General features: G+C 42.1%; 9 protein-coding genes. 8 read left to right on the plus strand and 1 reads right to left on the minus strand.

Features of this window, described 5'->3' with window-relative positions:
• Both ACYVQ1_RS04640 and ACYVQ1_RS04645 read left to right on the plus strand, forming a co-directional pair.
• Positions 1 to 3472, plus strand: a 3472-nt coding sequence (locus ACYVQ1_RS04640; RefSeq protein WP_461249983.1) for an LPXTG cell wall anchor domain-containing protein, incomplete at its 5' end; no start/stop codon positions are given.
• 273 nt (positions 3473 to 3745) lie between these two features.
• On the plus strand, positions 3746 to 11440 hold the full coding sequence (locus ACYVQ1_RS04645; protein WP_461249984.1) for an accessory Sec-dependent serine-rich glycoprotein adhesin: 7695 nt from the start codon (positions 3746 to 3748) through the stop codon (positions 11438 to 11440).
• Positions 11441 to 11641: 201 nt separating this feature from the next.
• Here the strand turns inward: ACYVQ1_RS04645 and ACYVQ1_RS04650 are convergent, their stop codons facing one another.
• The gene (locus tag ACYVQ1_RS04650; protein ID WP_461249985.1) at positions 11642 to 12094 is read right to left on the minus strand and encodes a hypothetical protein; all 453 of its coding nucleotides are present in this window, start codon (positions 12092 to 12094) and stop codon (positions 11642 to 11644) included.
• 587 nt (positions 12095 to 12681) lie between these two features.
• Between ACYVQ1_RS04650 and ACYVQ1_RS04655 the strand changes: the two genes are divergently transcribed.
• The 6 genes from ACYVQ1_RS04655 (at position 12682) to ACYVQ1_RS04680 (ending at position 25445) form a co-directional block, all read left to right on the plus strand.
• Complete coding sequence (locus ACYVQ1_RS04655; protein WP_461249986.1) at positions 12682 to 17022, plus strand: glycoside hydrolase family 70 protein; 4341 nt, start codon at positions 12682 to 12684, stop codon at positions 17020 to 17022.
• 778 nt (positions 17023 to 17800) lie between these two features.
• Complete coding sequence (locus ACYVQ1_RS04660; protein WP_461249987.1) at positions 17801 to 21784, plus strand: mucin-binding protein; 3984 nt, start codon at positions 17801 to 17803, stop codon at positions 21782 to 21784.
• 270 nt (positions 21785 to 22054) lie between these two features.
• A complete protein-coding gene (locus tag ACYVQ1_RS04665; protein ID WP_455451635.1) occupies positions 22055 to 22804 on the plus strand; it encodes an MBL fold metallo-hydrolase in 750 nt (249 codons plus the stop codon).
• Positions 22805 to 22907: 103 nt separating this feature from the next.
• Positions 22908 to 23471, plus strand: a complete 564-nt coding sequence (locus ACYVQ1_RS04670; RefSeq protein ID WP_002886933.1) for a sugar O-acetyltransferase — start codon at positions 22908 to 22910, stop codon at positions 23469 to 23471.
• Between the two features lie 152 nt (positions 23472 to 23623).
• A complete protein-coding gene (locus tag ACYVQ1_RS04675; RefSeq protein ID WP_461249988.1) occupies positions 23624 to 24034 on the plus strand; it encodes a MarR family winged helix-turn-helix transcriptional regulator in 411 nt (136 codons plus the stop codon).
• A gap of 25 nt (positions 24035 to 24059) precedes the next feature.
• The gene (locus tag ACYVQ1_RS04680) at positions 24060 to 25445 is read left to right on the plus strand and encodes an MFS transporter (RefSeq protein WP_461249989.1); all 1386 of its coding nucleotides are present in this window, start codon (positions 24060 to 24062) and stop codon (positions 25443 to 25445) included.
• Positions 25446 to 25471: the final 26 nt, after the last annotated feature.

Genomic DNA, 25471 nt, shown 5'->3' on the forward strand with positions numbered 1-25471 from the left:
TTCAGAAAGTGCATCAGTAAGCACATCACAGCTGGAATCAAATTCAGTTTCGACTTCAGAGAGTGAGTCAACGTCAACATCGCAATCCGAGTCAAACTCAGTTTCAACTTCAGAGAGTGAATCGACATCAGCATCACAGTCAGAATCAAATTCAGTTTCTACTTCAGAAAGTGAATCAGTAAGCACATCACAATCCGAGTCAAACTCAGTTTCTACTTCAGAAAGTGAATCAACATCAGCGTCACAATCCGAGTCAAACTCAGTTTCTACCTCTGAGAGCGAATCAACGTCGACATCACAATCTGAGTCAAACTCAGTTTCAACTTCAGAAAGTGCATCAGTAAGCACATCACAATCCGAGTCAAACTCAGTTTCAACTTCAGAAAGTGAGTCTACATCAGCTTCACAATCCGAATCAAATTCAGTTTCAGCCTCAGAGAGTGAATCAACGTCAGCGTCACAATCCGAATCAAACTCAGTTTCAACTTCAGAAAGTGAATCGACATCAGCTTCACAATCCGAATCAAACTCAGTTTCAACTTCAGAAAGTGAATCAACGTCAGCGTCACAATCTGCCTCAAATTCAGTTTCAGCCTCAGAAAGTGCGTCAGTAAGTGAATCACAATCAGTGTCTAACTCAGAATCAGCGTCAGAGAGTGCGTCAGTTTCTGAATCACAGTCTGTTTCAAACTCAGAATCAGCGTCAGAGAGTGCATCAGTTTCTGAATCACAGTCTGTTTCAAACTCAGAATCAGCCTCAGAAAGTGCGTCAGTAAGTGAATCACAATCAGTGTCTAATTCAGAATCAGCGTCAGAGAGTGCGTCAGTTTCTGAATCACAGTCTGTTTCAAACTCAGAATCAGCGTCAGAGAGTGCATCAGTTTCTGAATCACAGTCTGTTTCAAACTCAGAATCAGCCTCAGAAAGTGCGTCAGTAAGTGAATCACAATCAGTGTCTAATTCAGAATCAGCGTCAGAGAGTGCGTCAGTTTCTGAATCACAGTCTGTATCAAACTCAGAATCAGCGTCAGTAAGTGAATCAATCTCAGAATCACAATCTACTTCAACTTCAGAATCAGCGTCAGTAAGTGCATCAGTTTCTGAATCACAGTCTGTATCAAACTCAGAGTCAGCGTCAGAAAGTGCGTCAGTTTCAGAATCACAATCAGTGTCTAATTCCGAGTCAGCATCAGTAAGTGAATCAGTTTCAGAATCACAGTCTGTCTCAAATTCCGAGTCAGCGTCAGTAAGTGCATCAGTTTCTGAATCACAGTCTGTATCAAACTCAGAATCAGCGTCAGAGAGTGCATCAGTTTCAGAATCACAATCAGTGTCTAATTCAGAGTCAGCATCAGTAAGTGAATCAGTTTCAGAATCACAGTCTGTATCAAACTCAGAATCAGCGTCAGAGAGTGCATCAGTTTCTGAATCACAGTCTGTATCAAACTCAGAATCAGCGTCAGAAAGTGCATCAGTTTCTGAATCACAGTCTGTATCAAACTCAGAGTCAGCATCAGAAAGTGCGTCAGTTTCAGAATCACAGTCTGTCTCAACTTCAGAATCAGCTTCAGAAAGTGCATCAGTTTCAGAATCACAATCAGTGTCTAATTCAGAGTCAGCGTCAGAAAGTGCTTCAATTTCAGCTAGTGAGTCAGCATCATTGAGTGAATCTCGAAGTACAAGTGCGTCAGTTTCGGCTTCAGAATCAGTATCATTGAGTACGTCAAGCTCTTTGAGTGCTTCTGTATTTGAAAGTCAGTCTCAAGCCTTCAGTGCTTCAATTTCTGCAATTATTTCAACTGTTGAGTCTATTTCGAACTCGGCTTCAAGCTTCATTTCAATAAGTGAATCGCTTTCGACATCTAATTCAGCATCATTGAGTGAGTCGGCGTCATTGAGTGCATCTGTTTCAGGCTCACAATCAGTATCTAATTCTGAAAGTACATCTGTAAGTGCTTCAATCAGTGAATCACAATCAGTTTCAAATTCTGAGTCTGCATCAACAAGTGCCTCTATCTCAGAATCACAGTCTGTTTCAAACTCAGTCTCTGCTTCAGCCTCAGCGAGTGTCTCTGCATCAGAATCAGCGAGCACATCAGTTTCTGTATCAGAGTCAGCGTCAGTGAGCACATCAGTTTCTGTATCTGCGTCAGAATCAGTAAGCGTATCTGCATCAGTCTCTGCGTCAGCGTCAGCAAGCACATCAGCATCAGCATCAGCGTCAGCGTCAGCAAGCACATCCGCTTCAGTCTCTGCGTCAGAATCAACAAGCACATCAGCATCAGCATCAGCGTCAGTCTCAGTAAGCACATCAGCATCTGAGTCAGCGTCAGCAAGCACATCCGCTTCAGTCTCTGTCTCAGAATCAACAAGCGCATCTGAATCTGCATCAGTCTCTGCGTCAGAATCATCAAGTACATCCGCTTCAGTCTCAGTCTCAGAATCAGTAAGCGCCTCTGAATCTGCATCAGCATCAGCGTCAGCGTCAGCGAGCGCATCCGCTTCAGTCTCAGTCTCAGAATCAGTAAGCGCCTCTGAATCTGTTTCAGAATCTGCGTTAGAATCAGCGAGCACATCAGTTTCTGTATCAGCGTCAGCGAGCGCATCCGCTTCAGTCTCTGCGTCAGTCTCAGTAAGCACATCTGCATCAGAGTCAACGTCAGCAAGCACATCAGTCTCAGCGTCAGAATCAGCAAGTACATCCGCTTCAGTCTCAGTCTCAGAATCAGTAAGTGCATCTGAATCTGCTTCAGCCTCTGCGTCAGCGAGCACATCAGTTTCTGTATCAGAGTCAGCGTCAGCAAGTACATCCGCTTCAGTCTCTATCTCAGAATCACAGTCTGTTTCAAACTCAGTCTCAGTCTCAGAATCAGTAAGTGCATCTGAATCTGCTTCAGCCTCTGCGTCAGAATCAACAAGCACATCAGTTTCTGTATCTGCGTCAGAATCAGTAAGCGTATCTACATCAGTCTCTGTCTCAGAATCAGCAAGTACATCCGCTTCAGTCTCAGTCTCAGAATCAATAAGCGCATCTGAATCTGCATCAGCATCTGCGTCAGCCTCAGCAAGTACATCCACTTCAGTCTCAGTCTCAGAATCAGTAAGCGCATCTGAATCTGCATCAGCATCTGTGTCAGCGTCAGCGAGCGCATCCGTTTCAGAATCAGAGTCAGCTTCTACATCAGCATTCTTGAGTGCCTCTGAAAGCACAAGTGCTTCAACATCATTGAGTACTTCAGCAAGTCTTTCAACCTCTGCCTCAACAAGTGTTTCAGTGTCTGCCTCATTGAGTGCCTCAGAATCAACTTCTGAAGTGAAAGATCCTAAGCACAAACGTGGTAGCCAAGCGCTTCCTAAGACTGGTGAGGAAAACTCATCATTGTCAATGGCATTTGGTGCTTTGGCAACTGCAACAGGTCTCGCCTTTCTTGCTAAACGTAAGAAAGATGAAGAAGAGAGTGAAGACTTCTAAGTCTTAGTAAGTTTAATCATTATCTTCTAGCTAAGACAATTAAATATCCCCTATCGATTAGAGTGATTTCCTAATTGGTAGGGGATTTTTTTAGTCTGATATTCTAAAAATACAAATAGTTTTAATAAGTCTTAGGGTTACCATTATTATCGTATTTTTAGAGATATGAAAGAAAGGATTAATCGCTAGAAAGCAATCTCGAAATGAGATTTTTTGCTTAATTTTATGATAAAATTTAAAGGAGTGTTTTAATCAAAAATAAATGGAGTATATATGTTTTTTAGAAGGAATGAAGGTCAATATCGTGAAACCGATCGTGTGACACGCTTTAAATTGGTTAAGTCAGGGAAGCACTGGCTTCGTGCGGCGACGTCGAATTTTGGTCTTTTCAAGGTGCTTAGAGGGGGTGTGGATACACCGTCTGTTGCTGCCCATCAGGTAGAGGTGGATGCACCTGCTTTTTCAGGTCAGACAGTGCTTAAGGGAGTGCTTGCAACGGGGGCCTTGTTAGGTGGTTCTGTTGCGACTCAAGTAGCTCATGCGGATGAAATGACTGATCAGCCGATTTTGGAAAGTGAAGCAGGAGTTAAGACTGATCTCTTGGCTGCATCTGATTCCGTTGTTCTTGGAAATATGGAGTCTGTGTCCAGTGTTCAAGAGAGTCAGGTAAATAGTCAAGAGTCATCAGAAACTGCGTCAAGTCAGATTTCGGAGGCTTCTTTAAGTGAGTCTTTATCACGCAGCCAGTCGGTGTCTGCTTCTGAATTAGCTTCAAGATCGACATCCTTGTCATTGAGTGCCTCTCTTTCTGCTTCCTTGTCAGTTTCATTAGCTTCTAAGTCGGAATCAGTAAGTCAGACGGATTCTTCTTCACATAGTCTGTCAGAGAGCGCAGCTGAAAAATCATCAGAGCATAGTGCAAGTGCATCTGTTCAGTCAGTTAGCAAGAGTGATAGTGGTAGCGACTCTAAAGTAGGGCTATCCCTTGTCAGCTCAGAGTCAACCTTGTTAAACGCTTCCTTGACATCTGAAGTGCAAACGAATCGCCAATTATCTGATACGGCGACTGGGCTGCTAGCTGCCTCGGTTGTGGCTGATGCTGAGCGTTTAGAACAAGAAAAGCGTCTCAAAGATTTAGCCTTAGACATTTATACCTATAAAGCTCAAGCTGTTGATTTGCCAAATACGGATGCTGCTATTCTCAAGGGAGATAAAGCCTTGGATGCCATTCGTGTCAGTCTGGCTGATCGTGATAGTGATGTGTCTCCTACGATAACTCAGGCTCGTCAGGCTAGAAATAGTCTTGCCAATGCGGTGCTTCGTGCGACATCTGGTCAGCGTGATCCTCGTAATGGTTCTCGCATTGATGCTAATAGCAACCTTCGTGCACCCCAGTATAATTTAGGTCCGGCTAACAATGCCTTGATTTCTGTTTATAACTCTGACTACATCAATCAGGCTTATAATGTTGTTGAAACCATTCCTACACGAAATAGTATTAAAAGCATTGGCTACGCTTCTGGTAGTGATCGTGTGAATGGGATCAACGTGCCACAGACCTCTGCATTGAAAAATAGTGCAGTTGCCTTTAATATTTTTGGAACTGTTGGCCAGACAGAAGTCGTAACGCCTGGGAAAATTTATAATGTTTCTTTTGTAGTGACTAATACGGCTAAGCAGTCAGTGACACGTACGCTTCGTATTCAGGTTTTGCCACAAAATGATGGCATTCGAAACCCGATTACGGCTGTGACAACGAGTACTTTTGTTAATGACACAAGTAATCTCGCTCAAGCCGAAAAAGATAAGGTTTGGGAGGCCTTTAAGACTGCTAACCCAAATATTGCCACTTCAAAGGACTTTAAATCTTATTCGGTTTCAACATCTGGTGTGGTGACTATTACTTATAAAGATAACACCACAAATGATGTGACGGCTCCAGTGAAGCGACTTGCAGCACCAACGGTTGAAACGAGATTATTGGACAAGGCTTACACGCAGACACCTGTAACGGTGACAGGAGCTGAGCCAGGTTCTACAGTCGTTCTATACAATAATGACGACGAAGTGGGAACAGCAGTGGCAGATGCTTCGGGTCAAGCGATTGTGACGCCGACAGTTAAGTTACAAACAGGTGGTGTAACAGCCAAAGCTCGCATCATGTATGATGATTATGCGGTATACTCAGATGCCAGCAATTCCGTGGCTGTAACGGACGGAACTCGTCCTGAAGTGACGGCCAAGTTGACTGTCGATGGTGTGGAACCTGAGTCTACGCCTCTTGAAGGTGGCGGGAAAAACTATACCATCTATGCTGGCGATGATGCTGTTTTGACTTTCACGGCTACAGATGACAGTGGCAAGCTTAAAGAAATGAAAGTCGTTGCAAGAGCCGACTTGAATGACAATGCCTTGAACGGAAATTTCTTTGGTAGTAGCCAGTATGGAACAGGTAATATTGCACCGATTACGGGAGATATCACAGCAACGAGTGACAATCCTGCAACCATCACAGCGACCATTCATTTGAAGGATGACCTTTACCATTCCTTCCGAAACACATGGCAACGTAATGTTGCTGCGATTGACAATGCTTCAAATATGAACCGTCCAAATGGCTTGGGTGAGATTCGTATTACTCAGGGGCGCTTAGCAGATCGTACACCAGGAATGGCCCCAACTAGCACTATTCAGGTGACCAGCCTGACTGCCTTAACAGATGCAGATAAAAGCAAGATTATTGCGGCTGTGTCGGTCTTGAATCCAGAGGCTGCCAACCGTATTAAATCTTATACGGTTAATAGTGATGGTACGGTAACGATTACTTATAAAGACAGTACGACGAATGTTGTGACGGTGAAATTGTCGGATAGTGATCACAGCCAGTCAGTGTCGCAAAGTGCCAGTCAGTCTAAGCAGGAATCGATTTCTCAAAGTCAAAGTGAGTCCACTAAGCAGTCTGCATCGACCAGACTTTCATTGAGCACGGTTGCTTCAAAAAGTGTCTCAAGTTCTTTGAGTGAATCTTTGAAGACAAGCCAATCTCGAAGTCAATCTGCATCAACAAGTGCGTCTTTGAGTACTGTGAAGTCAGCGAGTGTCTCAAGTTCTTTGAGTTTATCAGCACAACAGAGTGTTTCAAAATCACAAAGCCAATCTGCTTCAACGAGTGCGTCATTGAGTGTCGTGAAGTCACAGAGTGTCTCAAGTTCCTTGAGTTTATCAGCACAACAGAGTGTTTCAAGATCACAAAGCCAATCTGCTTCAACGAGTGCGTCATTGAGTGTCGTGAAGTCACAGAGTGTCTCAAATTCCTTGAGTTTATCAGCACAACAGAGTGTTTCAAAATCACAAAGTCAATCAGCCTCAGCGAGTGCTTCTTTGAGTGCCGTGAAATCGGCGAGCGTTTCAAGTTCCTTAAGTGAGTCCTTGAAGACGAGCGTCTCACAAAGTGAGTCTGCTTCAACGAGTGCGTCTTTGAGTGTTGAGAAATCGGCGAGCATTTCAAGTTCCTTGAGCGAATCCTTGAAGACGAGCGTTTCGCAAAGTCAATCCGCATCAAAAAGTGCGTCTTTGAGTGCTGAGAAATCGGCGAGCGTTTCAAGTTCCTTAAGTGAGTCCTTGAAGACGAGCGTCTCACAAAGTGAATCTGCTTCAACGAGTGTGTCATTGAGTGCTGAGAAATCGGAGAGTGTCTCGAGTTCCTTGAGTGAGTCCTTGAAGACGAGCGTCTCACAAAGTGAGTCTGCTTCAACGAGTGCGTCATTGAGTGTTGAGAAATCAGCAAGTGTTTCAAGTTCCTTGAGTGAGTCCTTGAAGACGAGCGTCTCACAAAGTCAATCAGCCTCAACAAGTACATCATTGAGTGCCGTGAAATCGGAGAGCATTTCAAGTTCCTTGAGTGAGTCCTTGAAGACGAGCGTCTCACAAAGTCAATCAGCCTCAACAAGTACATCATTGAGTGCCGTGAAATCGGCGAGCATTTCAAGTTCCTTGAGTGAGTCTTTGAAGACTAGTGTCTCACAAAGTGAGTCAGCCTCAACAAGTACATCATTGAGTGCCGTGAAATCGGAGAGCGTTTCAAGTTCTTTGAGTGAATCCTTGAAGACAAGCGTCTCACAAAGTCAATCCGCCTCAACAAGTACATCATTGAGTGCCGTGAAATCGGAGAGCATTTCAAGTTCTTTGAGTGAATCCTTGAAGACAAGCGTCTCACAAAGTCAATCCGCCTCAACGAGTGCGTCATTGAGTGTTGAGAAATCGGAGAGCATTTCAAGTTCCTTGAGTGAGTCTTTGAAGACTAGTGTCTCACAAAGTGAGTCCGCTTCAGAGAGTGCGTCTGTTTCAGAGTCGCAATCCGTATCAAATTCCGAATCAGCCTCAGCGAGTGCATCAGTGTCTGAATCGCAATCAGTCTCGACTTCCGAGTCCGCTTCAGAGAGTGCTTCAGTATCTGAGTCACAATCCGTTTCAAACTCAGAGTCAGCATCAGAAAGTGCATCAGTAAGCGAATCACAATCATTGTCTAATTCCGAGTCTGCATCTGCAAGTGAGTTGATTTCAGAATCACAATCAGTGTCTACTTCAGAATCCGCGTCTGTAAGCGAATCAATCTCTGAGTCGCAATCAGTGTCTAATTCAGAATCATCGTCAGTAAGTGAATCAATTTCAGTCTCACAGTCTGTTTCCAACTCAGAATCCGCGTCTGTAAGCGAATCAATCTCTGAGTCGCAATCAGTGTCAAACTCAACTTCAGCCTCAGTAAGTGCTTCAATTTCAGAGTCACAATCAGTTTCAACTTCAGAATCAGCTTCAGAAAGTGCCTCAACGTCGACATCACAATCAGAGTCAAATTCAACTTCAGCCTCAGTAAGTGCTTCAATTTCAGAGTCACAGTCTGTTTCAACTTCTGAGTCGGCTTCAACAAGTGAATCAATTTCAGAATCACAATCAGAGTCGAATTCCGTTTCATCTTCAGAGAGTGAGTCGACATCAGCGTCACAATCCGAGTCAAACTCAGTTTCAGTCTCAGTAAGTGCGTCTGTTTCAGCCTCACAATCTGCCTCAAATTCAGAATCAGCCTCTGTAAGTGAATCAGTATCAGAATCACAGTCTATTTCAAACTCCGAGTCAGCCTCAGAGAGTGCTTCAGTTTCAGAATCACAGTCTGTTTCAAATTCTGGGTCAGCATCATTGAGTGCGTCAGTGTCAGAATCACAATCAGTGTTTAATTCAGAATCATCGTCAGTAAGTGAATCAAATTCAGAATCACAGTCTGTTTCCAACTCAGAATCATCGTCAGTAAGTGAATCAATTTCAGAATCACAGTCTGTTTCAACTTCCGAGTCAGCTTCAGTAAGCGAATCAATTAGTGAGTCACAATCAGAGTCAAACTCAGAGTCAGCATCAGAGAGCGAATCGATATCAGCGTCACAATCAGAGTCGAATTCAGTTTCGACTTCAGAGAGCGAGTCAACGTCGACATTACAATCCGAGTCAAACTCAGTTTCAACTTCAGAGAGTGAATCAACATCAGCGTCACAATCCGAATCAAACTCAGTTTCTACTTCAGAAAGTGAATCAATGTCAGCGTCACAATCCGAATCAAACTCAGTTTCAACTTCAGAGAGTGAATCAACGTCAGCGTCACAATCCGAATCGAATTCAGTTTCAACTTCAGAGAGTGAGTCAACGTCAGCATCACAATCCGAATCGAACTCAATTTCAGCCTCAGAGAGTGAATCAACGTCAGCATCACAATCCGAATCGAACTCAGTTTCAGCTTCAGAAAGTGCATCAGTTTCAGAATCACAGTCTGTCTCAAATTCCGAGTCAGCGTCAGTAAGTGAATCAATCTCAGAATCACAATCTACTTCAACTTCAGAATCAGCGTCAGTAAGTGCATCAGTTTCTGAATCACAATCAGTGTCTAACTCAGAGTCAGCCTCAGTAAGTGAATCAGTTTCAGAATCACAATCAGTGTCTAACTCAGAGTCAGCATCAACAAGTGCGTCTGTCTCAGAATCACAGTCTGTATCAAACTCAGAATCAGCGTCAGAGAGTGCATCAGTTTCTGAATCACAATCAGTGTCTAACTCAGAATCAGCTTCAGAAAGTGCATCAGTTTCAGAATCACAGTCTGTCTCAAATTCCGAGTCAGCGTCAGTAAGTGAATCAATCTCAGAATCACAATCTGCTTCAACTTCAGAATCAGCTTCAGAAAGTGCTTCAATTTCAGCTAGTGAGTCAGCATCATTGAGTGAATCTCGAAGTACAAGTGCGTCAGTTTCGGCTTCTGAATCAGAATCATTGAGTACATCAAGCTCTTTGAGTGCTTCTGTATTTGAAAGCCAGTCTCAAGCCTTCAGTGCTTCAATTTCTACAATCATTTCAACTGTTGAGTCTATTTCGAACTCGGCTTCAAGCTTCATTTCAACAAGTGAATCGATTTCGACATCTAATTCAGCATCATTGAGTGAGTCGGCGTCATTGAGTGCATCTGTTTCAGGCTCACAATCAGTATCTAATTCTGAAAGTACATCTGTAAGTGCTTCAATCAGTGAATCACAATCAGTTTCAAATTCTGAGTCTGCATCAACAAGTGCCTCTATCTCAGAATCACAGTCTCTTTCAAACTCAGTCTCTGCGTCAGTCTCAGTAAGTACATCTGCATCAGAGTCAGCGTCAGCAAGTACATCCGCTTCAGTCTCTGTCTCAGAATCAGTAAGCGCATCAGAGTCAGCGTCAGCAAGCACATCTGCATCAGTCTCTGCATCTGAGTCAGCGTCAGTAAGCACATCAGTTTCTGTATCTGAGTCAGCTTCAGCATCTGCGTTAGAATCAGCGAGCGCATCAGTTTCAGTCTCTGCGTCAGCCTCAGTAAGTACATCAGTTTCAGTATCAGAGTCAGCATCATTGAGTGTCTCATTGAGTGAATCACAATCAGCCTCTGTAAGTGCTTCAATTTCTGTAAGTGAGTCTGTATCATTGAGCGAGTCGCAAAGCGCAAGCACATCTGTCTCAGAATCAGTAAGCGCCTCTGAATCTGCTTCAGCCTCTGCGTCAGAATCAACAAGTGCCTCTGAATCAGCATCAGCGTCAGCAAGCACATCCGCTTCAGTCTCTGTCTCAGAATCAGTAAGCGCATCAGAATCTGCATCAGCCTCTGCATCAGCATCTGCTTCAGCGTCAGCGAGCGCATCCGCTTCAGTCTCTGCATCAGAATCAGCGAGCACATCAGTTTCTGAATCTGCGTCAGCGTCATCAAGTGCATCCGCTTCAGTCTCTGTCTCAGAATCAGTAAGCGCATCAGAATCTGCATCAGCCTCTGCTTCAGCGTCAGCGAGCGCATCCGCTTCAGTCTCTGCGTCAGAATCAGTGAGCGTATCTGAATCTGCATCAGCCTCTGCGTCAGTCTCAGTAAGCACATCTGCTTCAGCCTCTGCGTCAGCGTCAGCGAGCGCATCCGCTTCAGTCTCTGCATCAGAATCAGTAAGCGTATCTGAATCAGCATCAGCCTCTGCGTCAGTCTCAGTAAGCACATCAGCCTCTGAGTCAGCGTCAGCGAGCGCATCCGCTTCAGTATCTACGTCAGCCTCAGTAGGTGCGTCAGGATTAGCCAGCACGTCTGAGTCAGTCTCAACAAGTGCTTCTGTCTCAGAATCCGCTTCATCAAGCGTTTCAGTATCAGAATCCGCTTCTACATCAGCATTCTTGAGTGTCTCTGAAAGCACAAGTGCTTCAACAAGTATTTCAACATCATTGAGTACTTCAGCAAGTCTTTCAACCTCTGCCTCAACAAGTGCCTCAGAATCAACTTCTGAAGTGAAAGATCTTAAGCACAAACGTGGAAGCCAAGCGCTTCCTAAGACTGGTGAGGAAAACTCATCATTGTCAATGGCATTTGGTGCTTTGGCAACTGCAACAGGTCTCGCCTTTCTTACTAAACGTAAGAAAGATGAAGAATAGGTCGAAGATTATTCGTATTTCAGAATTGTAATAGTCTTTGCAATGCTCAGATAAGCACAATAAAACACCTTCATGTTAGCTAACCATTCTAGCTTGAAGGTGTTTTTTGATTTGGAGATGTTGTGATAGTTTCAAAATGGAACAAACCTTTTGAAATACTACCGACTACATAAAAATAGGAGACCACTTAAACATGGACTCCTATTTGTTGGTTTGCTCATTATCTTGTTTATACATCACTGTTCCCACAGTTACGAGAATAGTTAACAGAATCGGAATAAATCGAAAAACTCCCCAGTCAGGGTCATAAGCAAAAAGGACAGAAGCTATATAAAAAATGATGCTTGTGTATAAGAAGTTTTTATTACCTTTTTTACGACCAATACCTGTTAAAATAGTTGCAATGATAAAACTAATCAAACTAGGTGCTAGGAAAATTATTATAAGCATTCCCCAAGGATTTGACAGACCGAAGAGCAAGAATAAGACAAGATAAACTATGGCTAAATAAAAGGCAATTGACAGGAGAATAGAAGCAACTCTGTTGTCTGGAGAATTATTCTTAATGAGGTCCGGCTTAATGACCTCTTGACCAGTCTCACTCTTATCTTGGCTTGTGTTGAAGTTTGTATGTTGTACTGATATCTTTCTCACCTACCCCTCTATTTGTATCTAAATAGGTTAACTCTTTTCACCTTTATTATACTCCTTTTTTCCTTAGTTTCAGCAAGATCAATAGGCTTTTGAGCCATTTTTATAAGATGAATTATTGCTCGATGTTCTGCTTTCTTACTGGCACTATAGTGCCCCAATTTAAAGCCCTTACACCTCAGTAAGTAATGAATGGCTTAGATAGTTAGAATTTAGTTTTTATATGAGAAGCTAAACTAAAAAAGACACCATCTTAACAGACCTAATGGTTTGGTAAGGAAGGTATTTTTTGTCGCTTTGAGAGAAGTGCCTTAAGGTTTTTGTGAATTTTCATTAGAGTTCCTTGTAATCCCATTAAAAGAAACACCTTATCAATAATCATTCTAAATAGCTATAGATTATCAATTATCTTTCTCTCAACAACACTAAAATAAGTATTTTTACATTCCAAAACACTCATTTAAAACTAATGTCATTAAAGTAATAAAAGGACTTTTCTAAAAATTATGAAAATTTATCGAATCTTATTGAAAAAAAGCTTTCAATGATTTAGAATGAAGCTATAAATGGGAAAAAGGAGTCTTTTTATTATGGACAAAAAAGTACATTATAAGATGCACAAAGTTAAGAAACAATGGGTAACCATCGCAGTTACAGGGATGTCACTCGGTGCAGTCTCAGCGGTTTCTTTAGGGACTAACGACGGTGTCGTTCAGGCCGACGAACACACGGATGCTACTGTAGCCATCCCCGATATTACTGTTGATACGGGGACTGTATCTAACGATACAACGGCTGCTCAGGATCCAACTACAGCAGTTGCAACGACAAACAATGCCGCAACTGACCAAGTAGCTCCAACAGCAACTTTCGATTTGACAACTGATACAACAAATACAGTTGCAGCGAATGCTGTTGATACGGCAGCGACAGTCGGCACTGATCGTGTGGCAACTACAACAGATACAACAGCAACCAATGATACAGCTGTTGATACAACAAATAACAACACTACAACAGTTACTGATCGCGCAGCGACACGTGAACGTCGTGCGACTGGTGCTCGCCGTGGTCCTACAGGAGGCCGTCGTGCTACCCCAGTTAACGGCAATACTAACAATGCCAACAATACTGTCACAGTAGTAAATAACGACCTTCCAGCAACTAACAATGTCGTAACTGATGGTCCAAGCCACATCAAAACAATCGATGGTAAACAATACTACGTTGAAGATGATGGCACTATTCGTAAGAACTATGTCCTCGAACGTAACGGCGGCAGCCAATACTTCAACGCTGAAACTGGTGAATTGTCTAACCAAAAAGAATACCGTTTCGACAAGAACGGTGGAACAGGTTCATCAGCTGATAGCACAAACACAAACGTTACTGTAAATGGTGACAATAATGCCTTTTATGGTACAACTGATAAAGATATCGAACTCGTTGATGGTTACTTCACTGCCAACACATGGTACCGTCCAAAAGAAATCTTGAAAGATGGTAAAGAGTGGACTGCTTCAACTGAAAATGACAAACGTCCATTGCTTACAGTTTGGTGGCCAAGCAAGGCTATCCAAGCGAGCTACCTCAACTATATGAAGGAGCAAGGTCTCGGTACTAATCAAACCTATACGTCATTCAGCTCACAAACTCAGATGGACCAAGCAGCGCTTGAAGTTCAAAAGCGTATTGAAGAACGTATTGCGCGTGAAGGCAACACTGACTGGTTGCGTACAACTATCAAAAATTTCGTGAAGACCCAACCAGGTTGGAATTCAACTTCTGAAAATCTTGATAACAGCGATCACTTGCAAGGTGGTGCCCTTCTCTATAACAACGATAGTCGTACAAGTCATGCTAACTCTGACTATCGTCTCTTGAACCGCACACCAACTAGCCAAACAGGTAAACACAATCCTAAGTATACTAAGGATACAAGTAACGGTGGTTTCGAGTTCTTGTTGGCTAATGATATCGACAACTCAAACCCAGCGGTTCAAGCTGAGCAGTTGAACTGGCTCCACTACATCATGAACATCGGTACTATTACTGGTGGTTCTGAAGATGAAAACTTCGATGGTGTTCGTGTCGATGCCGTGGATAATGTCAATGCTGACCTTCTTCAAATTGCTTCAGATTACTTCAAAGCTAAGTATGGTTCTGACCAAAGCCAAGAACAAGCTATTAAACACTTGTCTATCTTGGAAGCATGGTCTCACAACGATGCCTACTACAATGAAGATACAAAGGGTGCTCAGTTGCCAATGGATGACCCTATGCACTTAGCATTGGTATATTCACTCTTGCGTCCAATTGGTAACCGTTCAGGAGTTGAACCACTCATTTCAAATAGTTTAAATGACCGTTCTGAAAGTGGTAAAAACTCTAAACGTATGGCTAACTACTCATTTGTTCGTGCCCACGATTCAGAGGTACAATCAATCATTGGTCAAATCATCAAAAATGAAATCAACCCTCAATCAACAGGGAATACCTTCACTCTTGATGAAATGAAGAAAGCCTTTGAAATCTACAACAGAGACATGCGTAGTGCCAACAAGCAATACACACAATATAACATCCCATCAGCATATGCCTTGATGCTTACGCATAAGGACACTGTGCCACGTGTTTACTATGGAGACATGTACACAGATGATGGTCAATATATGGCTAAAAAATCACCATATTATGATGCTATTGAAACCCTCTTGAAAGGTCGTATCCGCTATGCAGCCGGCGGTCAAGATATGAAGGTTAACTACATCGGTTATGGTAATACTAATGGTTGGGATGCTGCAGGTGTCTTGACATCTGTACGTTATGGTACAGGGGCTAACAGTGCTTCTGATGCTGGTACAGCAGAAACACGCAACCAAGGTATGGCAGTTATCGTTTCAAACCAACCAGCCCTTCGTTTGACAAGCAACTTGACAATTAACATGGGTGCGGCTCACCGTAACCAAGCTTATCGTCCATTGCTTTTGACAACAAACGATGGTGTGGCTACTTACTTGAATGATAGCGATGCTAACGGCATTGTCAAATACACTGATGGTAATGGTAATTTGACATTTAATGCAAACGAAATCCGTGGTATCCGTAATCCTCAAGTTGATGGTTACCTTGCTGTTTGGGTGCCAGTAGGAGCTTCTGAAACTCAAGATGTGCGTGTAGCACCAAGTAAAGAGAAAAACAGCAGTGGTTTGGTCTACGAATCAAATGCTGTCCTTGATTCACAAGTTATCTACGAAGGTTTCTCTAACTTCCAAGACTTCGTTCAAAATCCATCACAATACACTAATAAGAAGATTGCTGAAAATGCTAGTCTCTTCAAATCATGGGGTATTACATCATTCGAACTTGCACCACAATACGTTTCAAGTGATGATGGTACTTTCCTTGACTCAGTCATCCAAAATGGTTATGCTTTCACAGACCGTTATGACATTGCCATGAGTAAGGACAACAAGTATGGTTCATTGGCTGACTTGAAGGCAGCTCTTAAAGCCCTCCATGCAGTGGGAATTTCAGCGATTGCTGACTGGGTTCCAGACCAAATCTACAACCTTCCAGGTGACGAAGTAGTTACTGCAACTCGTGTTAATAACTACGGTGAAACTAAAGATGGCGCAATCATCAACCATAGCCTCTATGCCGCTAAAACACGTACCTTTGGTAATGACTACCAAGGTAAATATGGTGGTGCCTTCCTTGATGAATTGAAACGTCTCTACCCACAAATCTTTGACCGTGTTCAAATCTCTAACGGTAAACGTATGACAACTGACGAGAAGATTACGAAGTGGTCTGCGAAGTACATGAATGGTACTAACATTCTTGACCGTGGTTCAGAGTACGTGCTTAAGAATGGTCTCAACGGTTACTACGGTACAAATGGAGGTAAGGTTAGCCTTCCAAAAGTTGTCGGAAGCAACCAATCAACTAATGGTGATAACCAAAACGGTGATGGTAGTGGTAAATTTGAAAAACGTCTCTTCTCTGTAAGATACCGTTATAACAATGGTCAATATGCTAAGAATGCCTTCATCAAAGATAACGACGGAAATGTCTACTACTTTGATAATACAGGCCGTATGGCAATCGGTGAAAAGACTATCGATGGTAAACAATACTTCTTCCTCGCTAATGGGGTGCAATTGCGTGATGGTTACCGTCAAAACCGTAGAGGTCAAGTATTCTACTACGACCAAAACGGTGTCTTGAATGCAAACGGTAAACAAGATCCAAAACCAGATAACAACAATAACAATACATCAGGCCGCAACCAATTCGTACAAATTGGTAATAACGTTTGGGCATACTACGATGGTAATGGTAAACGTGTGACAGGTCACCAAAACATCAATGGTCAAGAACTCTTCTTCGATAACAATGGTGTCCAAGTTAAAGGGCGTACTGTTAACGAGAATGGAACAATCCGTTACTATGATGCAAACTCAGGTGAAATGGCTCGCAACCGTTTTGTTGAAATTGAACCAGGTGTTTGGGCTTACTTCAATAATGATGGAGCAGCCGTAAAAGGTTCACAAAATATCAATGGTCAAAACCTCTACTTTGATCAAAATGGTCGTCAAGTGAAAGGTGCTTTGGCTAATGTTGATGGCAACCTTCGTTACTATGATGTAAATTCAGGTGAGCTTTACCGTAATCAATTCCATGAAATCGATGGTAGCTGGTATTACTTCGATGGTAATGGTAATGCTGTCAAAGGCATGGTTACTATCAATGGTCAAAACCTCCTCTTTGATAACAATGGTAAGCAAATCAAAGGTCATTTGGTTCGTGTGAACGGCGTTGTTCGTTACTATGATCCAAATTCAGGTGAGATGGCTGTTAACCGTTGGGTTGAAGTGAGTCCAGGATGGTGGGTTTACTTTGACGCTCAAGGCCGAGGACAAATCTAATCGTTTCCAAACTGTATGAACCGAGACAGTAGTCTCGGTTTTTATGGCATGTTCGGATTTCGTTAAGGATTTAATGATGGCTGAACAAGTGATTTTAAAACCATCTTGAGTTAGTCATGATAGTCTGATAGTAATCATTACATCTGTAGTTCCATGAAAAAGTAATCATGCTAAAAAAGCTATTAGTTATTTATAACTTAATACGAGAAACTTGAGAAACTGGGGAATTTCATTAAATGGTTCCAATCTATTGACGAAGCGTAAAAGTCAATCTATACTAAAAGTAATGCTAGTTATTCATTGGCATTCCATAGTCGAGGACTAGGCACAGACCTTCTCTGTGCCATTCTCTTAGGTTGTTCCCTTACAACTGAGGTAAGGTTCTAGTCTTTCAAAGATGAGAAGTAGTTGTGATAGTTTATAGTCTATTTCTTATGAGAGTGTCTTTAGGGAGAGAAAACTCCATTAAAGACTCATCATTTAAGTTATCGGGGTAATCTCATTTTGATGTCACTTTCGTAAACTACTTGATAGATATTGCACATTAAAGCACTATTTTTTCACTTAGGGGTTAAAATGATTAAAGTTCTTACACCTTACTTGTAAAAATTCGATTCTCGTATTATAGTATATATAAGAGATATCAAAAATTTTAATCTTTGATAAGAACTTGTTAGCTTCTCCGAGGGAAAATGAAATCTTAATAGAAAAGATTTCCATGAGAACTTAGCAAGTATAGGATTTTATTTCTCATAAAAAGAAGAAAGGGGGAGTATTTTTGAGAGCCTATAGGGAAGATGCGACTGAAGCAGCAGCAAGAACTGCTGAAGAGCATATTGCACATAAATCAGCGGACTCTGATTTGGTTGATACTATAGATCTTTCTAAATTATTGACTAACCCAAAAAGTCGCTCTGACCACAGTGCCCCCTCTCCATTAGATTTTGCTAGAGCTGACGAAGCCCTCTTTGATAATCATGCCCAATCGGAAACCGTGAGGATTCCATCAAAGCAAGAGATTATTTTTCAAGGAGCGGATTCTAAAACTCCAGACCCTGAAGTCATGGAAAATCATGTTTTTACGGGGACTAGAGATAGGAAGACTGGCTTAATCGAATGGGACAAGGACAGTTATACCTATCCTAAGATATCGGTACCAGTTGTCCAGGGCTATTTCGCTGACCAAAAAGAAGCGGGTTTTAACGTTGTCACACCCTATGTGCCAACGGTAACGGAACATGTGACCTATAGGAAATTGGGACGCATTATCCCTGTGACAGAAGATGGGGAATATATTCCAGGTGCTTTGACTAAGCAATATAACAATAACAAAAAAGATCCACGAAAGGCGGGTGAGACAGCAACACCAGCTGTTCAAGATTATATGACAGATATTAAAAGTGTAGTACCGAACAAACCAGGAGGGGATACTCCGGTTGTGTATCGTAAAATTTTCAAGAAAGCCAGCATCACTTATATTGATGAAACTACCGGTGCTTACTTGGTTAGTGACCAGTTGACCGGTGAATTGGGTGAAGCGATTGAATACGGAACAGCAACACGTATCAAGACTTTCAAGGACATGGGATATGACTTGATTCAGGACGAATTCCCTAAAGATGCCATTTTTGATGACAAGGATATTGATGATCAAGAGTGGTTTGTCCTCTTGCAACACGATGTTGCCAAGGTAGGGCCTGACCATGAACAAGTCCCAGATACTCCAATCAATCCTAATAATCCAGATGGACCTAAGTGGCCATCTAAGTATGCTTACGAGAAAGAAGTAAGCTTCACAGTCTTTTACAAGAGTACAGACGGCAATGCGGATTTACCGGATGCCGATGTGCAAAAGGCTTATTGGGTCCGTACCCTTACCTTTGACAAGGTCACAGGTGAGCTTGTTGATGAGACAGAATGGTCACCAAACAAGACCAAGTATTATGACATCTATGCACCAGTTGTTTTAGGCTATTTTGCTGATAGAGTAGAAGTAAAAGGTAGAGAGGTTACTGAAGATAATATCGAAGAAACCATTACCTACGTTCCACTTGGTAAGATCATTCCTATTGATGCGAATGGACGCTTGATTCCAAACGTTCCAACGCCAACCTTCAACAACGATGCTAATAACCCAACTAAGGTTAGTGAGACACTTGTTCCTCACATTCCGGGTTACCGTCCAATGCAACAAAGTGTCATGCCTGAGAGCTTGACAGACGATATTCTTGTTGAGTACGCTCCAATCCTTGAAGATGTAACGCAACCAACCTTGCAAACGGTCTTCTTCAAAGGAGCTGGCGAAGCAACACCGTCTGTTAATATCCAGTCAGACTTCACCTTCACTGGTCAATATAACCAAGCAGAAGACACTTACATTTGGGATCAAGACAGCTATACCTTTGCTAAGGTTAATGTCCCAGTTATCGAAGGTTACTATGCGGACAAGGCAGTGGCTGGTATGCAGGTCGTTACACCTGATAAACCAGAAGCTACAGACAGTGTTGTCTATAAAGAACTCGGTAAGATTATCCCTGTTGATACCTTTGGTAATCCAATCGCGGATGCAGAGCCAGTTCATTATGCTAATGATCCTCATGATGCTACGCAAGTTATTGAAACACCAGCACCACAAGTTGCTGGCTACCAAGCTGAAAGTGAATTGGTATTGCCAATTGACCTCAGCGTGGACCAAACTTTGGTTTACGAACCGATCTTGGATGATATCACACAAGATACGAAACAAACGGTTACCTTCCAAGGCGCAGGCTACAAAGATCCAGTTATCAACATTCAAGATAGCTTCAGCTTCCACGGTAAATTTAACCAAGTGGAACAAACAAGCACTTGGGATCAAGACAGCTTCACTTACGATGTTGTAGAAGTTCCAGTTGTAGATGGCTTCTTTGCAGATAAACGTCAAGCTGGTGGACTTGAAGTTCGCCCTGACCTTCCAGAAGTGGAAGATACAGTTACTTACACAGAGCTTGGTAAGATTATTCCAGTGGATGAGTATGGTACACCTATTGAAAATGCACCTACTCCATACTACAACAACGATCCTGAAGATCCAACCATGGCTATGGAAACAGTTGTTCCAGATGTTCTTGGTTACATTTCTGAAAAGGCCTTTATTACTCCAGAACACCCAGGTCAAGATACCAACGTGGTTTATGCTAAGGATGAGCAAAAAGCTATTATCCTTTACATGAATGAGCTTGATAAGTCAGAATTGACTCGTGATGTCGTCATTGGAAGCTCAGGTGAGAAGATTGACTACTCTACTGATGAACAAATCGCAAACTTGCTCAAACAAGGTTATGAGCTCGTCAACGATGGTTATGCGGCAGCCTTTGACCACACTTACAATGGTGACTCTGACTTTGATCAAGTCTTCGAAGTTGTTCTTCGTGAACGTTTGGTTCTTATTGATCCAGATATGCCAGCACCAGTTGCAGGTGAAGTTGTAGATCCAAATGATGTTAATAGTCCAGTTTGGCCAAATAGCGTAGAGATGCTCGAAAACCGTGCCGATGTGACACGTACAATCCAGTATGTCTTCGAAGAAGGCGGCTTGGCTTGCGACGACTACGTTGAAGTTCTTGATTTCAAACGTTTGGCTAATGTAAACCTTGTGACAGGTGCTATCAATTATGAAGCATGGTCAAGTACTCAAGCTGGCTTCTCAGCTGTTCCTTCACCAGAGGTTGTCGGATTTACACCAGACCGTATAGAAGTCGCTGAAATGACAGATGTTTCTGTGGAAACTCCTGAAATCATGGAAGTGGTTACTTACCTCAAGGATGCTCAGAAAGCTACAGTCACTTATGTTGACGGTACAACTCGTAAGAAACTTGAAGTGGTTGACTTGCTTGGTAAATCAGGCGAAGTGATTGAATACTCAACAATCGAACGTATCAAGTACTATAGCGACCGTGGTTATACCCTCCTTGCTGATGGCTTCACAAACGGTGTGATCTTTGATGGCGATTCACATGTTGACCAAAACTTCATGGTTACTCTTCGTCATGGTACCGTTCAAGTAGGTCCAGATAACATCCAAGAAGCTGGTACACCAATCAACCCAGCTAATCCAGATGGTGCTAAATGGCCAGAACGTGAAAGCTACATCAAAGACGTAACCTTCACAGTTCTCTACACATCTAGCGATGGACAAGCAGAACTTCCTGCCAATAACATCCAAACTGCTCAATGGACACGTAGCTTGACTATTGATAAGGTTACAGGTGAAGAGCTTGGTTCAAGCTACTGGACTTCAAATAAAGGTCAGTTTGAAACAGTCATCACTCCTGAAGTAGAAGGCTACAGTGCTGATAAGGACAAGGTTGAAGGTAAGACAGTAGGTCAACGTAACCTTGAAGAAACCGTGGTTTATATCCCGCTTACAGGCGATATTAACGGTAAACCTAAGGGAGACAAGGCAGACGATATTGTTGTTGAAGAGATTGAAGACCTAGAAGTTCTCGACCAAGTCGAAGAGCAAGTGGAAGCTCATGATGGACCAGTCACTTATGGACCAGGCGATGACTTTGAAGCACCTGTTTCAAGTCAAGCTGAGGGTAAAGGCTCTAAACACAAGATGCCAATTAATCTCTCAAATGAGGAAGAAGCAAGCAAAGGTAAGATTGAAGAAACCATCAATATCGCAGGCTTCACCGTATCGGTAACAGGTCTAGGACTTGGCCGCAACGGACGTAAAAAGAAAAATAAAAAAGATCACAAAGATCAAAAGGACAAATAATATGAAGCCCTGAATGACTCAGGCATGCCCAGACAGAAAGAAAATCTCAAGTTGCTTAGTGCACTTGGGATTTTTTTGTGGATTACCTAACTGAGGTCTGTGGAAACTAAGTATTATAAACGTAAAAGAAGGCGTCAAAACATAAACAGACATTGATTAAATTGATGATAAAAACTATAATCTAGTTACAAGAGCTATGCACATAAATGCTCATTCCATTATTGTTAATGACTGGTTTTTCAATTCATGGTCGTTATAAAAAGAGGTACTATGTCTATTTCGTTTACTTATTGTGGCGTTGCATGTGGCGTCATTTCCATTGATAATCAATTTCATATTGGAATTGATCCTGACTTATCTCCTAAGGGAACTTTAGTTCAGTTTAAAGGATTTATCTCCGAGAAACAAACTCATGTTCATAAGGATGAGTCTCTTCTTAGCAAAGTTGATGTATGGCTAATTACTCATGGGCATCAAGATCATTTGGAAGATGTAGGGAAAGATTATCTGAAAGAGAAGACGGTCATTTCTCCTAATAGGAAAATTTTAGATGGGGTGCCATGTTTAAATAATAGTGTTTTAAGATGGGGAGAAGAACAAGCATTTCAAGTCGCTGACTACTGTATTACCATTAAAGCCTTACCGGCTTATCATGCCAGTAATTACATCATGCGAAAGATAGTTGGTAAGGTAAATGGCTATCAACTAACAATCACCAGTTCGTCAGAAACTAAAGTCATTTATTTTACCGGTGATACTGTTTTGTACCCAGACTTAATCCAAATTGTCCCTAAAAATATAGATGCTATTTTTGCTAATTTAGGTGCTGTAAAATCAGGTTCTTTTGGTGGCCCATTTACCATGGACTTAAAAATGTTAAACCGAATGAATGATCTCCTTCAACCTAAAAGGATTTATCCCATTCATATTGATGACTATAGTCATTACAAGACAACTAAAAAAGAAGTTGAAGCAGCAGGTTATAGGGTTTTAGCTGTTGGTGAGACCATCGATATATAATTAAGGGGAATGAATATTTTACTTGCTTTTGTATGGGAGTTTCGCTTGTGGTAACATCACTTCTATACTACAATATAGGAGAAGAAGCAAAAAGGAGTATGCCATGCCAACTGAATATGAAAAAATGATTGCAGGTGACTTTTATAAACCAAGCGATCCTGAGTTACGTGCTCTAGCGGCCAGCTCAAGAGAAAAACAATGGGCCTTTAATGCTGAACCTGATCGCCTCAAGAGGGCAGAGATTGTCAAATCTTGGTTTGGTTCGACTGGTGAAAATGTTGCCATGAATCCTCAGTTCGTTACGGATTACGGTGTTAATATCCATATTGGTGAAAATTTCTATTCCAACTGGAATTTGACTATGCTGGATATCTGTCCTATCACGATTGGTGACAATGCCATGATTGGCCCTAATTGTCAGTTTTTGACGCCCTTGCATCCGCTTGATCCAACCGAGCGTAATTCAGGCATTGAATATGGTGCTCCAATTACGATCGGTGATAATTTCTGGGCCGGTGGAGGCGTGACTATCCTCCCAGGAGTGACCTTAGGGGATAATGTAGTTGCTGGAGCAGGAGCCGTGGTAACCAAGTCCTTCGGTGACAATGTGGTTCTAGGTGGGAATCCGGCGCGTGTAATTAAGGAAATTCCTGTAAAGAAAGACTAAATATAGCAACTCAAGGATTTAAGTCCTTGAGTTTTTTTTGAAATCTCTTGAAAGTTGAGTGGAAATCTCTTGAAAAGTTATTGACATTACCTTCTAAAACTCTTATACTAAATAACGTTAGTTAGCTAACAATAGAGTTAAGGAGTTGTTTTTTGGACCATTTTGGACGCTTGTTGAAGCAAGCCAATAACAATATGATGCGCCACTTTGATCAGTTTGCTAGGCAGTATGATTTGACTGGAAATCAGATGGCCATTATCGATTTTATAACCAATCATGCTAATCATGAGGTATTTCAACGTGACATTGAGCACGAATTTGAGATTCAGCGTTCGACAACGACAGTTCTCTTACAGCGGATGGAGAAAAAAGGCCTTATCGAACGACATACCTCATCGAAAGACGCTAGGCAAAAAGCGGTTGTTTTAACGGATAAGGCAGTAAAAATCGCGTCTGCCTGTCAATCCTATCTTCGAAAAGAAGAGGAAGAGTTTGCCCAACAATTTTCAGCTAAAGAGAGAGAAGTCTTTCTCAAAATCTTACAACACTACCGTAATTTTTAAGTTTATCTAGGAGGAACAAATACTTATGTCAGACGAAAAAATCTCCACCAAGATCCTGTGTGCCATCTTTGCGTCAGGGATTCTTTCATTTTGTGGAGTAGCTGGTGAAACAGCTATGAATATCACCTTTCCCGTATTGATGAAGGCATTTTCAGTCAATACGTCAACCGTACAGTGGGTTACAACCATTTATCTCCTAGTGGTTGCTTGCGTGGTTCCCTTATCTGCCTATCTCAAGCGCTCGTTTAAGATGAAAACCATCTTTCTGGTCGCCAACCTTTTGTCTATTTTAGGTGTTCTTATCGACTTTATAGCGCCTAGTTTCGGCTTTGTTGTTTTGGGACGATTGGTTCAAGGGATGGGGGTTGGTTTTGCCCTACCTCTCATGTTTAACATCATTTTGGAGCAGGTGCCAAGTCGTAAGATTGGTCTCATGATGGGAGTTGGGACACTGATTACAGCCGTTGCACCGGCCATTGGACCGACTGTTGGTGGTCTTTTGACAGCACACTTTGGTTGGCGTTCTATTTTCCTCGTCCAGTTTCCTATTCTCCTGGCTTCACTGGTTGCAGGTCTTCGCTCGATTGAACAAAAGAGTGAGGTGCAACGTGAATCTTTGGATATCCTCAGTCTAGTGGCTACCATCTTTCTTTTCTTGGGATTGATTTTAGGCCTTCATGGGGTTGCTGAACATGCCTTCTTCAGCTTCTCAGTCTTAGGTTGGCTTTTGATTGGAATCTTAGGTCTTGTCATTTTGATTTGGCGTTCTACAACATTAGAAAATCCTATCATCAATCTCTCTATTTTGAAAAATCGTAAACTGACAGGTCATATCATCGCTTTCTTTTCTTTCCAATTGGGTTCCCTTGCGATGAGTTTCCTCTTGCCAAACTATGTGCAGTTGGTTAACCACTCTAATACCACTCTTGCAGCCTTGATGCTCCTCCCAGGAGCTATCATTGGTGCAGGATTTGCTCCGTTTTCGGGTATCATTTTAGATAAGATGGGAGCTCGTAAACCAATTCTGATTGGAGCAAGCCTTATTGTTCTTGCTCAGTTGCTATTTAGCTTGTTCGGTCTTTCTCTTTCAAATACTTTAATCCTTGTCTTTTACATGATTTTTATGACGGGGCTTGGAGTTGCTTTTGGTAATGTTATGACTAACGGACAAAAGCAATTGCCATTGGACCAACGTGCTGATGCCAATGCCATCTTTAACACGCTCCAACAATTTGCAGGAGCAGTGGGAACAACACTAGCATCTCTAATTGTTGCTATGAGTCAAACTAACCACAAGATTGACTTTGCACGAGCAACGGCTCAAGGTAGTCGAAATGGCTTTGTGGTCCTATTTGTTTTGGCTATTTTCCAACTCCTTGTCTTAGTTAGTGTTGTTAAAAAGAATGATTAATAACGAGTTTGAAGCAAAGGAAACAT

The sequence above is a fragment of the Streptococcus parasalivarius genome, from assembly GCF_054785155.1.